This window comes from Solwaraspora sp. WMMD1047 (genome assembly GCF_029626155.1).
Lineage (GTDB): Bacteria > Actinomycetota > Actinomycetes > Mycobacteriales > Micromonosporaceae > WMMD1047.
The window spans coordinates 1,888,000-1,901,000 of record NZ_JARUBL010000001.1; the positions used below are offsets into that span (position 1 = coordinate 1,888,000).

The following is a 13,001-nucleotide window of genomic DNA, read 5'->3' on the forward strand; positions in this document are numbered from 1 at the left end:
ACGTCCGGCACGCGAATCGCGTCCCAGTCGTGCGGGATGTCCTGTGGATCTTTCGTGTTCCCCGGGGCCGCGCCGACTAGGTGAGGGTGCCGCGGAGGAGGCTGTCGCCGGAGTGGGCGGTGTCGTTGTCGTAGCCCTCGGCCGAGACGTCGACCACCGAGTACGCCGCCAGGTCGACGTTCGGCGGCAGTGGCAGCAACGCGTCCGGGTCGGCGCCGAGCACCCCCACCGAGAACATCTCCATGGTGGCCGGGTTGATCAACCACACCTCGTAGTAACCGGGCACCTGCGGCAGCCCGGAGACGTGCAGATGCAACCGGCCGTCACGGAACACCCGGGCGGCACCGTTCGCGGCGGGCGGGGTGTCGCCGTACGCCGCCAACGGTGCGCTGGCCACCACCTCCGGAGCCGACGGCTCCTCGACGGCCGGACGGGCCACGGCCAACGTGCCGAGCACCCCGATCGCGGCGGCGGCGACCGCGGTGGCCGCCGTACGGGCCCAACCGGGCCAGCGCCGACGACGCCGCTCGGCGAGATCCACCGGCGGCGACACCGACGGGTCGGCCACCGGCGGCGGCGCGGGGAGCTGCGTCGCGGTGGGGGCCGCCGCCGTGGGCTGGGTCGCCAGCTCGGCCAGGATGCCCTGCCAGACGTGCTCGGGTGGGGGCGGCAGGTCCCGCAGCGGCTGGGTGCCGGCGCCGAGTTCGGTGACCCGGCGCAGGCTCGCCAACTCGGCCCGGCAGTGCGCACAGGAGTCGAGGTGGTGGGTCTCCGCCGGCTCCGCCGCGGCCTCACCGAGTGCCAGGAAGACCAGCCGATCGTCGTCCAGGTGCGGCACCGTCCACCTCCCATCTGCGTTTCAGGTTCGCCATCCCGCGCCGGATGTGACTCTTCACCGTGCCCAACGGCACCCCGGTCACGGCCGCGATCTGTTGATGGGTCAGATCGTCGAAGAACGCCAGTTCCAGCATCCGCCGCTGGTCGTCGGGGAGCTGGGCCAGCTCGTCGGCGATCACCAGCCGGTCGATCACCGCGTCCGGATCCGCCGCCGGTGCCGGCTCCGGCTCCTGGCGTACCGAATCGAGCACCCGGTCCTGGCGGGCGACCACCCGCAGCCGGTCGACCACCTTGCGCCGGGCGATGCCGAGCAACCAGCCGAGCAGCGAGCCCCGCGCCGGGTCGAAGGTCTCCCGGCCCAGCCAGGCCGCCACGAAGGTGGCCTGGGTCACGTCCTCGGCGTCCGCCCGGTTGGCCAGCGTGCTGCCGGCCAGGTGGAAGACGGCCCGGCCGTACCGGTCATAGGCATCCCGCAGCGCCGACTCGTCGCCCACGCCGAACCGCTTGGCCAGTTCCTCGTCGGAGAGTTGGCCGGGTGGATGCCGTGCCTCGGTCACCGGGCGCGCCGCCGTCCATGTGACATGCCCGACTGTAACCCCCACCGCCATCGCCACCTACTTCTGGTCACGCCCGCTGCCCCGCCCGAATCCGCCGCGGCCCGCGGCTGCACCGCCGGCACCGATCCGCCCTTCTGCCCTGATCTACGCCGCCGGGCGCCGATCCGGATGCGCGAGGTGGGCAACCCAACTCGACGTGGCCGACCTGCATCCGGCCGGCGGGTCGAGGTCGTACCCCTCTTGCAAGCCGGCTCTCACCACGGGCCGTGCGGTTGCAGTCAGCCATTCCACTGGGAGGAAGAGATGCGAGTCAGGTACCTGCAGCGGGTCGCCGCGGGAGGCGCGGCGGCGGCGGTCGCCTTCGCCGGCCTCAGCGCCATGACCGTGACCCCCGCCTTCGCGGCCTCGTCCAAGGTCTCCGTCGTGCACGGCATCCCCGGCCAGCCGGTGGACGTCTACGTCAACGGGGAGCGGACGCTGGAGAACTTCCAGCCCGGCGACGTCGCCGGGCCGCTCGACCTGGAGGAGGGCGCCTACGACCTGGCGCTCACCCGCCCCGGTGAGCCGATCGAGAGCGCCATCCTGACCGCCGAGGACGCCCAGGTGCCGGGCGGGGCGAACATCAGCATCGCGGCCCACCTCAACGCCAGCGGGGAACCGGCGATCACCCCGTTCGTCAACGACGTGTCGAACACCGCCGCGGGCCAGGCCCGGCTGATCGTCCGGCACACCGCGGCCGCCCCGGCCGTCGACGTGCGGGCCGGCGGCAGCCCGGTCTTCTCCGGGCTCACCAACCCGAACGAGGAGAAGGCCGACCTCGACGCCGGCACCGTCGCCGCGGACGTGGTGCTGGCCGGCACCGACACCGTCGTACTCGGCCCGACCGACCTCAACCTGCAGGAGGGCACCGCGACCATCGTGTACGCCATCGGCTCCGCCGAGGGCGACACCCTGGACCTGGTGGCGCAGACCATCACCGGCCTGCACTCGGCGCCGGACGGGGTGCCCAGCGGCACCGGTGGGCTGGCCGACGAGGGCCTGTCGACCTGGTGGTACCTGCTGGTCGGCGCGGGCCTGATCCTGGTCGTCGGCGGCGCGGCCCGGTTGCGGGGCAGCCGTTCCGTGGCGGCCCGCCGGTGACCGTACGCAATCGTGGCGCGCTGGCGGCCGTGGCCGCCGGCGTCGCCGCGCTGCTGGTCGCCGGACTGGTGGCCTGCGGCAGTGACAACCCGGACGACGTCGGCGCCGACGAGGCCCGCCGGCTCGCCGAGCCCAGCCCGAGCGCCGGCACCGGAGTCTCCCCGGTGCCGGTCACCCGGGGCGAGCTGCCGACCGGCGACGACCGGGTGCCCCCGGTCGAGCTGCGGATACCGGACCTTGACGTGACCGCGTCGGTGAACCCGGTCGGGGTGACCGAGGCGACCGGCGAGTTCGACGTGCCGCCCAGCGTGGACCAGGTGGGCTGGTACCGCTACGGGCCGGGCCTGGAGACCACCGCCGGTTCGGTGGTGATCGCCGGCCACGTCGACGGCGCCGGCCAGGGCCGGGGGGCCTTCTTCCGGCTCCGGGACCTGGCCGACGGGGACCGCCTCACGGTCACCGGCGCCGACGGCACCCCGCGCGAGTTCCGGGTGGTGGCCCGGGAGGAGTACGCCAAGACGAAGATCCCGCTGGAGCGGTACTTCGCCCGCGACGGCGAGGTGCGGCTGACCTTGATCACCTGCGGCGGTCCGTTCGACGCCGAGACCCGCCGCTACCGCGACAACATCGTCGTCACCGCCGTACCGGTGTGACGACGGCCCCCGGCCTGGGCCGGTTCGGTGACCGGGCCAGCGCGGCGGCGTCCGCCGCTGGCCCGGTTTGCCGGCGGATAGGCTTGACGGCGATGGCATACCTGGATCACGCGGCGACCACGCCGATGCTCGACGAGGCGCTGGAGGCGTACGTCGCCACCGCCCGCGAGGTCGGCAACGCCTCCTCGTTGCACGCCGCCGGCCGGCAGGCCCGCCGGCGGGTCGAGGAGTCCCGGGAACGGATCGCCGCCGCGCTCGGTGCCCGGCCGTCCGAGGTGGTCTTCACCGGCGGCGGGACCGAGAGCGACAACCTGGCGGTCAAGGGCATCCTGTGGGCGCGCCGGGCCGCCGAGCCGGTCCGGCGCCGGGTGGTGGCCAGCGCGGTGGAACACCACGCGGTGCTCGACTCGGTGGAGTGGCTGGCCCGGCAGGAGGGCGTCGAGGTGAGCTGGTTGCCGGTCGACGGCTCCGGCCGGCTGGTCGCCGACGCGCTCCGCTCCGAGCTGGCCGACCACGGCGACGAGGTGGCCGTGGTGACCGCGATGTGGGCCAACAACGAGGTCGGCACGATCCAGCCGGTCGCGGAGCTGGCCGCGGTGGCCGCCGGGTACGGCGTACCGCTGCACACCGACGCCATCCAGGCGGTCGGCCAGGTGCCGGTCGACTTCGCCGCCAGCGGGGCCGCGGCGTTGACCGTGACCGGCCACAAACTCGGCGGACCGGCCGGCGTCGGTGCCCTGCTGCTGGCCCGGGAGGTGGCCTGCGCGCCGCTGCTGCACGGCGGCGGCCAGGAGCGCGACGTGCGGTCCGGCACGTTGGACACCGCCGGCATCGTCGCCTTCGCGGTCGCCGTGGAGACCGCCGTCAAGGCCCAGCAGGAGTACGCGACCCGGATCGCGGCGCTCCGCGACGACCTGGTGGACCGGGTCCGTCGGGCGGTGCCCGAGGTGGTCTACAACGGCGACCCGGACGACCGGCTGCCCGGCAACGCCCACTTCTCCTTCCCCGGCTGCGAGGGCGACGCCCTGCTGCTGCTGCTGGACGCGCAGGGGATCGCCTGCTCCACCGGGTCGGCCTGCTCGGCCGGGGTCGCCCAGCCGTCGCATGTGCTGTTGGCGATGGGCGCCGACGACGACCGGGCCCGCTCGTCGCTGCGTTTCTCCCTCGGCCACAGCTCCACCGCGGCCGACGTGGACGCGCTGGTCGCGGCGCTGCCGGGGGCCGTCGAACGGGCCCGCCGGGCCGGCGCGATCCGATCCGCCCGGGGCTGACCGGACGCACCCGGTCCGCTGCCGCCCGGCGCGGCTACCCTCGACGTGTGAAGGGGATGTCCCGGTGAGGGTGTTGGCGGCCATGTCCGGCGGGGTCGACTCGGCGGTCGCCGCCGCGCGCGCCGTCGAGGCCGGGTACGACGTGACCGGCGTACACCTGGCGTTGGCCCGCAATCCGCAGACCTACCGCTCCGGGGCGCGCGGCTGCTGCACCCTGGAGGATTCCCGGGACGCCCGTCGGGCCGCCGATGTGATCGGTATCCCGTTCTACGTCTGGGACCTGGCCGACCGGTTCCACGAGGACGTGGTCGACGACTTCGTGGCCGAGTACGCGGCCGGCCGTACCCCCAATCCGTGCCTGCGCTGCAACGAGAAGATCAAGTTCGCGGCGGTGCTGGACCGCGCGGTGGCGCTCGGCTTCGACGCGGTGGTGACCGGTCACCACGCCCGGCTCGGCGCGGACGGCCTGCTGCGGCGCAGCGTGGACGTGGCCAAGGACCAGTCGTACGTGCTGGCGGTGCTGACCCGCGAGCAGCTCGACCGGTCGGTCTTCCCGCTGGGCGACTCGACCAAGGCGCAGGTGCGGGCGGAGGCGGCCCGCCGTGGGCTGGCGGTGGCGGAGAAGCCCGACTCGCACGACATCTGCTTCATCGCCGACGGCGACACCCGCAGGTTCCTTGCCGACCGGCTGGGGGAGACCCCCGGCGACGTGGTCGACGCCCGCACCGGGGCGGTGGTCGGCCGGCACGACGGCGCGTACGCGTACACGGTCGGTCAGCGCAAGGGGCTCGCGCTGGGGGTGCCGGCCCCGGACGGCCGGCCGCGGTACGTGTTGTCGATCACCCCGAAGACCAACACGGTGACCGTCGGCCCGGCCGAGGCGCTGGCGGTCGACACGGTCTCGGCCCGCCGGCCGGTCTGGAGTTCCGGACCGCTGCCGGCCGGGCCGCTGGACTGCCAGGTGCAGCTGCGGGCGCACGGCGAGGTGGTGCCGGCCACCGTGCGGGTGACCGGCGACGGGCTCCGGGCCGACCTGCACCGGCCGATGCGGGGAGTGGCCGCCGGACAGGCGATCGTGGCCTACCGCACCGATCCGGCCGGCGACGTCGTCCTCGGCTCCGCCACCATCACCTGACCCGAGCCTGCCCCGTCCGGTTGAGTCACCATGGCGGCCGGCTGCGCCCGCTGAGTCGTACCGGCTGCGGCTGAGTCGTCCCGGTGGCCGGCTGCGCCGGCTGGGCAACGGTTAACCTCTGCGGGTGACCGAGCGGGCGTTTCCCTGGCCGGCCGGAGCGGCGACCGGAATCGGGTCGCTGCCCGGCGTCGACGTGGCGGAGGCCCAGCGGATCGTGCTGGGCGAGCTGCCGGCGCTGCCGCACCTGCCGGAGCTGCCCGCCCGGGGACCGGGTGCGGACCTGCTGGGCCGGGGCGCCGGGCTGCTGGTGGAGCTGCCGGTCGAGTTGTACGCGGCCCGCTGGCGGGTGGTGGCGCGCCCCGGTCGGGACCTGCGCCGCACCCGCGACCTGCTGGACCGTGACCTGGACCAGATGACCGAGCAGGCCGACGGCTACGCCGGCACCTTCAAGATCCAGGCGGCCGGCCCGTTCACCCTCGCCGCCGGCCTGGACCTGCCCGGCGGTGGCCGGCTGCTGCGCGATCAGGGCGCGCTGCGGGATCTGACCGGTTCGCTCGCCGAAGGGCTGCGCGGGCACGTCGCCGAGGTCCGCCGCCGGCTGCCGGCGGCGACGGTGCTGCTGCAGCTCGACGAGCCGTCGTTGCCGGCGGTGCTGGCCGGGCGGATTCCCACCGACAGCGGGTTGGGCGCGTACCGGCCGGTGCCGGCGCCGGACGCGCGGAGCCTGTTGCGGGCGGTCGTGGAGGCGGTCGGGGTGCCGGTGGTGGTGCACTGCTGCGCACCGGACGTGCCGCTGGAGCTGATCCGCTCGGCCGGCGCGGTCGCGGTGGCGCTCGATCTGGACCTGGTGGAGCGGCTCGACCCGCTCGGCGAGGCGATCGACGCGGGGCTGGGGCTGCTGGCCGGCGCGGCCCCGTCGACCGGCCAGGCTCCGCCCGGCGGCGCCGGGCCGTGGTCGGTCGCGGTCGCCGATCGGGTACGCGTTCTGTGGGACCGGCTCGGCTTCCCGCGCGCCCGGCTGGCCGAGCAGGTGGTGCTCACCCCCGCGTGCGGTCTGGCCGGCGCCACCCCCGACTACGCCCGGGCCGTCCTGACCGCCTGCCGGGACGCCGCCCGTCGGCTGCACGAGGACGGTTGAGCCGGTTCTGTCGGACCCGCCGGGCAGAATGGCGGCATGATCGGAAAATTGCACAGCGTGGTCATCGACTGTCCCGAGCCGCGGGCGCTGGCCCGGTTCTACAGCGAGCTGCTCGGCCTGCCGGTGGTCCGCGACGACGAGGGCTGGGCGACCATCGAGGGCGACGGCGGGCGGAACCGGTTCGCGTTCCAGAAGGCGACAAACCTGCGCGAGCCGCAGTGGCCGGACCCGCAGCGCCCGCAGCAGTTCCATCTCGACGTGCTGGTCGACGACGTGGACGCCGCCGAGACGAAGGTGCTGGCGCTCGGGGCGACCCGGCTGCCCGGCGAGGGGGACGACTTCCGGGTCTACGCCGACCCGACCGGCCACCCGTTCTGCCTGGTCTGGGAGAGCTGACGGTGGCGGAAGCCCGGCCGGCCGAGGCACCGAGGCGTGCCGACCGTGCCGGCCCGGCCCGGCGTGGTGCTGACCGGGCCGCGGGTGGTGCCGACCCGGCTCGTGGCGGTGCCGCGTCCGGGTCGCTGTTCGGCCTGGCCTATGGCGACGCCCTCGGCAAGGAGACCGAGTTCCTGTCGGTGCCGGAGATCGAGCGGCGGTTCGGGCCGGGCGGGCCGGCGGAGCTGACCGGTGATCCGGCGCTGGTCACCGACGACACCCAGATGGGTCTGGCGGTGGGTTGGGCGCTGCGCGAGGCCGCGGCGGCCACCCCGCAGGTGCTGGAGCCGCTGCTGCGGGCCCGGTTCGTGGCCTGGGCGGCCAGCCCGGAGAACAACCGCGCGCCGGGGATGACCTGCCTGCGGGCCTGCGAAGGGTTGGCCAACGGGGTGCGCTGGCAGGAGGCGACGATGGCCGGCTCGAAGGGCTGCGGGGCCAACATGCGGGTCACCCCGGTCGGCCTGGTGCCCGGCTACGACCTGGACACCCTGGCCGGGGTGGCGCAGCTGCAGGCCGGGATGACCCACGGCCATCCGACCGCGCTCGCGGCGAGCGAGCTGACCGCGTACGCGGTGCGGTGCGCGCGCGACGGAGCCGGGTTGCCGGCGCTCCCCGGGTTGCTGCGCGACCGCGCCCGGCAGCAGCGCACGGTCTACCGCGAGGAATGGCTCGGTGACCTGTGGCAGCGGCCGGGCGTCGACGACGCCGCCGGGTTCATCGCCCGGGGCTGGGACGAGTGCCTGGCCGTGCTGGACCGGCTCGACGCCGCGCTGGCCCGGCCGGACGACGGCACCGACCCGTGCCTGGCCACCGGTGAGGGCTGGATCGCGGAGGAGTCGCTGGCCACCGCGCTGCTCTGCGCGCTGCGGCACCGCGACGACCCGGTCTCGGCGCTGCGCCGGGCGGCCACCACCTGCGGCGACTCGGACTCGATCGCCTGCCTGACCGGGGCGATCCTCGGCGCGGCGGACGGCATGACGGCCTGGCCGCCGGCCTGGGCCGACCGGATCGAGTACGCCGACCAGCTCGCCACCCTCGGCGCGGGTTGGGACTGACCGGCAGCCGGCCCGGCCGGTACGGTGCGTAAGTCACGTGATCACGGAGGTCGAGGTGTCCGAAGAAGCCATCCCGCAGCAGGTCAGCGCGGCGCAGGAGGCCGCTGCCGGGGCGGAGCCGACGCCGCAGGCGCGGGACCGGCACGCCACCCTGAGCACGGAGATCACCGATCACCAGTACCGCTACTACGTGCTCGACTCGCCGATCGTCTCCGACGCCGAGTTCGACGGCATGCTCCGTGAGTTGACCGGGCTGGAGGAGCAGTTCCCCGCCCTGCGTACCCCGGACTCGCCGACCCAGCGGGTCGGCGGCACCTTCTCCACGCTGTTCACGCCGGTGGAGCACGCCGAGCGGATGATGTCGCTGGACAACGCCTTCGACACCGACGAGCTGGTGGCCTGGGCGGAGCGGGTGGAGCGGGACGCCGGCACGGCGGTGACCTACCTCTGCGAGCCGAAGGTGGACGGCCTGGCGATCAACCTGACCTACCGGGGCGGCCGACTGGTCCGCGCCGCGACCCGGGGCGACGGGCGCACCGGGGAGGACGTGACGCCTAACGTCCGCAGCATCCGGGACGTGCCGGACCGGCTGGCCGGGGCGGCCGACGCCCCCGAGCCGCCGGAGCTGCTGGAGGTCCGGGGCGAGATCTACTTCCCGGTGGCCGGCTTCGCCGACCTCAACGCCAGCCTGGTCGAGCAGGGCAAGGCGCCGTTCGCCAACCCGCGCAACGCCGCCGCCGGCAGCCTGCGCCAGAAGGACCCGCGGATCACCGCCTCCCGCCCGTTGCGGCTGGTGGTGCACGGCATCGGCGCGCGGCAGGGTTTCCAGCCCGCGACCCAGTCCGAGGCGTACGCGGCGCTGCGGGCCTGGGGGTTGCCGGTCAGCGACCGCTGGCGGGTGGTGTCGGACCTGGCCGGGATCCAGGAGTACATCGACTACTACGCGGCGCACCGGCACGACGTCGAGCACGAGATCGACGGGGTGGTGGTGAAGGTCGACCCGGTGGCGCTGCAGGGGCGGCTCGGCTCGACCAGCCGGGCGCCCCGGTGGGCGATCGCCGTCAAGTACCCGCCCGAGGAGGTGACCACCAAGCTGCTCGGCATCGAGGTCAACGTCGGGCGCACCGGCCGGGTCACGCCGTTCGCGGTGCTGGAGCCGGTGCGGGTGGCCGGCTCGACGGTCGCCCTGGCCACCCTGCACAACGCCCGCGAGGTGGCCCGCAAGGGGGTGCTGATCGGGGACACGGTGGTGGTGCGCAAGGCCGGCGACGTCATCCCCGAGGTGCTCGGCCCGGTGATCGACCTGCGGCCGGCGGACGCGTCCGAGTTCCAGATGCCGACCCACTGTCCGGCCTGCGGGACCGCGCTGGCGCCGGCCAAGGAGGGCGATGTCGACATCCGCTGCCCGAACGCGCGGACCTGCCCGGCCCAGCTCCGGGAGCGGGTGTTCCACCTGGCCGGCCGGGGTGCGTTCGACATCGAGGTGCTGGGCTTCAAGGCCGCCGGCGCGCTGCTGGACTCGCAGGCCATCGGCGACGAGGGTGACCTGTTCTTTCTCGACGCCGAGCGCCTCGCCGAGGTGCCGTTCTTCGTCAACAAGGACGGCACGCTCGGCAGCAACGCGGTGAAGCTGCTGGACAACCTCGTCGAGGCCCGCGAGCGGCCGCTGTGGCGGGTGCTTGTCGCACTCTCCATCCGGCATGTCGGGCCGACCGCCGCCCAGGCGTTGGCCCGGGAGTTCGGCTCGGTCACCGCGATCGAGGCGGCGACCGAGGAGGAGTTGGCGTCCGTCGACGGGGTGGGGCCGACGATCGCGGCCAGTCTGCGGGAGTGGTTCGCGGTCGACTGGCACCGGGAGGTGGTGCGCAAGTGGACCGAGGCCGGGGTGCGGATGGCCGAGCAGCGCACCGACACCGGCCCGCGACCGCTGGCGGGGATCACGGTGGTGGTGACCGGCACCCTGGCGAACTTCTCCCGGGACCGGGCGGCCGAGGCCATTCAGGAACTGGGCGGCAAGGTCAGCGGTTCGGTGTCGAAGAAGACGCATTTCGTGGTGGTCGGCGAGAACCCCGGCTCGAAGGCGGAGAAGGCCGCCACCCTGAAGGTGCCGGTGCTCGACGAGGCGGGCTTCGAGGTGCTGCTGGCGGATGGTCCAGAGGCAGCCCGGGCCACCGTAGCCGATAGCGAAGAGTGATTACTCCTTAGCGGACAGTGAGTGGCGGCGAGGTTGGCGTCAGATGCCGCGTATTTCAACTTAATCACGACTCATCCGATTCGCGGCTGTCATCGCACCCACCGTCCGGCACAGGGCGTTTGATGGGTTACTTCGGCGTGACGCTCGGTCCCGCCCCGACCCGACGCACCGGGAGGCCGCATGGAGGTCGCGGCGCTGCGCAACTCCGTACCTCCCTCTCGGGCGCCCGCGTACTTCGGCCTGCTCTGGACGGTCGTGCTCGCGGCCGCCGCGCTCTGTGTGGAGCCGCTGCTCACCCTCCCCGGCGAGCTGCCCCGGTTGCCGGCCGCGTTCTGGGTGTTGGCGGCGCTCGCCGTCGCCACCGACGCCCGGCCGTTCCCGGCGCCCGCCGGCCGGCCCGGCCCGGCCGTGCACCCCTCGATCTGCGCCACCTTCGCGATCCTGCTGGCCTGGGGCCTCGCCCCGGCGCTGGCCGCGCAGGCGGTGGCGGTGCTGGTCGCCGGCGGTTGGCGGCGACACCGCTGGTGGCGGATCGGCTACGACCTCGCCCAGCACGCCTGCGCGCTGGCCGCCGCCGGTGCGGTCACCGCCCTGGCCACCGGTGACCTGCCCGGCGCCGCCGGCGTCCTCGGCGGGTTCGGGGTGGCGGACCTGTTCGGCGGCGCGGAGCTGCCCCGGGAGAGCCCCGCCGGCTGGGCCGGCGCGGCCGTGCCGGCGGTCGCCGCCGCGACCTGGATCACCGTCCGGTACGGCCTGCACACCGCGGCCGACCGGGCCCGCTGCGGTGGCCGGTGGTGGTCGGCCGTCCGGCGGATCCCGTCGTCCGAACTGCTCTTCGCCGCCGCCCTGCTGCTGCTCGCGCCGCTGCTGGTGATCGCCTCCCGGGTCAGCGCCGCGGTCCTGCCGCTGGTGGTGGTGCCGGTCTTCGCGGTGTACCGGATGGCCTGGCTGTCGGTGGAGCGGGAACGGCTGGCCCGGGTCGACCCGCTCACCGGGCTGGCCAACCGCAAGGCCCTGGTCGCGGCGGTGGTCCGCGAACTGCCGTTCCACGCCGAGCAGGCCGCCAAGGGGGTGCACGGTCGGTTCCTGGCGCTGCTGCTGATCGACCTCGACCGGTTCAAGCACGTCAACGACGCGCTCGGCCACCAGGTCGGGGACCGGCTGCTGATCGAGGTGGGCAACCGGATCGGCGCGGCGGTGCGCCCGGCCGACCTGGTCGCCCGGCTCGGCGGCGACGAGTTCGCGATCCTGGCCACCCGGCTGCGCGACGTGCGGGACGCCCGGGCGGTGGCCGACCGGGTCGCCGCCGCGCTGGCCGAACCGGTGCCCATCGACGGACTGGCGCTGGACGTCGGCGGCTCGATCGGCATCGCGCTCTACCCCGAGCACGGGATGGACTTCTCCATGTTGATGCGGCACGCCGACGTGGCCATGTACGACGCGAAGAGCCGGGGCGACACGGTCGCCCTCTACGCGCCCGACTCCGACCGCAACTCGCCGGAGCGGCTGAGCCTCCTGGCCGACCTGCGCCGGGTCCTGCTGCGCCGATACGCCGATCCCGCCGACCCGGCTGATCCCGCCGGCCCGCGCGCCGATGCCGACGCGGGCGAGATCAGCGTGTACTACCAGCCGCAGATCGCCATCGACACCGGCACGGTGGTCGGGGTCGAGGCGCTCCTGCGGTGGCGGCACCCTCGGCGCGGGATGGTCGACCCGGAGGAGTTCATCCGGGTCGCCGAGCAGTCCTCGGTGATGCGGCTGCTCACCCGCTGGGTCCTCGACGACGTGCTCGAACAGCTCGCCAAGTGGTCCGCCGCCGGGCTGCGGCTGCGGGCCTCGGTGAACGTCAGCGTCCGCGACCTGCAACACGGCGAGCTCGTCGACCAGATCGAGCAGCGGCTCACCGGCTACGGGCTGCCCGCGGACCGGCTGCAGCTGGAGATCACCGAGGGGGCGCTGATGGCCGACCCGCGGCGGGTGCTGGCCACCCTGTCCCGGCTGGACCGGCTCGGGGTCCGGATCTCCCTCGACGACTTCGGCACCGGCTACTCGTCCATGCAGCACCTGCGCCGACTGCCGTTGGCCGAGGTGAAGGTCGACCGCTCCTTTGTGCTCGGAATGGCCGACGACCCCGACGACGAGGCGATCGTCCGGTCGGTGATCGAGCTGGGCGGCGCGCTCGGGCTGCGGGTGGTCGCCGAGGGGGTGGAGGACGAGCGCACCTGGCGGCTGCTGCACACCGCCGGCTGCCAGTTCGCGCAGGGCTGGTTCTACGCCCGACCGATGCCGGCCGAGGACCTGACCGCCTGGCTGGCCCGGTACCGGCCGTTGCGGCCCGGCGCCGCCCGGGAGCCGTCCGGCCGGCACCGCCGCGGCCGGCCACCGGGCGAACCCGTCCACCCCGCCGACCTGCCGGTTCCGGCGAGCCCTCCGGACCAGCCCGCCGACCCGCCGGACCTGCCCACCGACCCGCCTGGCGCGGCCGGGCCGCCTGGCCCGGTCGGGACCAGTGGGGCGTCCGGCCCGGCCGGGCCGCCCGGAACCATCGGGTCGACCGGCACCGTCGGTACGCCGTGACCGGGGGAG

The 13,001-nt window shown here is 74.7% G+C and carries 11 protein-coding genes; 9 read left to right on the forward strand and 2 right to left on the reverse strand.

From position 1 onward, the window contains the following. Window positions 1-76 precede the first annotated feature (76 nt). Entirely contained in the window at window positions 77-838 is a 762-nt protein-coding gene (locus O7627_RS08710) for an anti-sigma factor (RefSeq protein ID WP_278092985.1), read from the reverse strand. Beyond that, window positions 792-1,394 carry a sigma-70 family RNA polymerase sigma factor gene (locus O7627_RS08715; RefSeq protein WP_278092986.1) on the reverse strand — a complete coding sequence of 201 codons (603 nt, stop codon included), beginning with the start codon at window positions 1,392-1,394 and terminating at the stop codon, window positions 792-794. Before O7627_RS08715 ends, O7627_RS08710 begins: the two co-directional genes overlap by 47 nt. A 303-nt stretch (window positions 1,395-1,697) precedes the next feature. On the opposite strand from O7627_RS08715, the gene O7627_RS08720 reads away from it, so the two are divergent. From O7627_RS08720 to O7627_RS08760, 9 genes are all read left to right on the forward strand, one after another. Beyond that, complete coding sequence (locus tag O7627_RS08720) at window positions 1,698-2,534, forward strand: DUF4397 domain-containing protein (RefSeq protein WP_278092987.1); 837 nt, start codon at window positions 1,698-1,700, stop codon at window positions 2,532-2,534. Beyond that, the gene (locus tag O7627_RS08725) at window positions 2,531-3,187 is read left to right on the forward strand and encodes a class F sortase (RefSeq protein ID WP_278092988.1); all 657 of its coding nucleotides are present in this window, start codon (window positions 2,531-2,533) and stop codon (window positions 3,185-3,187) included. The genes O7627_RS08720 and O7627_RS08725 overlap by 4 nt, the downstream gene beginning before the upstream one ends. A gap of 92 nt (window positions 3,188-3,279) precedes the next feature. Further along, window positions 3,280-4,458 (forward strand): cysteine desulfurase family protein, encoded by a 1,179-nt coding sequence (locus tag O7627_RS08730; protein WP_278092989.1) that lies wholly within the window; start codon window positions 3,280-3,282, stop codon window positions 4,456-4,458. Window positions 4,459-4,522: 64 nt separating this feature from the next. After that, complete coding sequence (gene mnmA / locus O7627_RS08735) at window positions 4,523-5,593, forward strand: tRNA 2-thiouridine(34) synthase MnmA (RefSeq protein WP_278092990.1); 1,071 nt, start codon at window positions 4,523-4,525, stop codon at window positions 5,591-5,593. Between the two features lie 124 nt (window positions 5,594-5,717). After that, entirely contained in the window at window positions 5,718-6,731 is a 1,014-nt protein-coding gene (locus tag O7627_RS08740) for a methionine synthase (protein WP_278092991.1), read from the forward strand. 36 nt (window positions 6,732-6,767) lie between these two features. Next, window positions 6,768-7,127 (forward strand): VOC family protein, encoded by a 360-nt coding sequence (locus O7627_RS08745; RefSeq protein ID WP_278092992.1) that lies wholly within the window; start codon window positions 6,768-6,770, stop codon window positions 7,125-7,127. 125 nt (window positions 7,128-7,252) lie between these two features. Beyond that, window positions 7,253-8,221, forward strand: coding sequence for an ADP-ribosylglycohydrolase family protein (locus O7627_RS08750; protein WP_278098215.1), 969 nt, complete (start codon window positions 7,253-7,255; stop codon window positions 8,219-8,221). A 55-nt stretch (window positions 8,222-8,276) separates the two neighbouring features. Further along, a complete protein-coding gene (gene ligA / locus O7627_RS08755; RefSeq protein ID WP_278092993.1) occupies window positions 8,277-10,415 on the forward strand; it encodes an NAD-dependent DNA ligase LigA in 2,139 nt (712 codons plus the stop codon). Window positions 10,416-10,595: 180 nt separating this feature from the next. Then, a complete protein-coding gene (locus O7627_RS08760) occupies window positions 10,596-12,992 on the forward strand; it encodes an EAL domain-containing protein (RefSeq protein WP_278092994.1) in 2,397 nt (798 codons plus the stop codon). Window positions 12,993-13,001 lie beyond the last annotated feature (9 nt).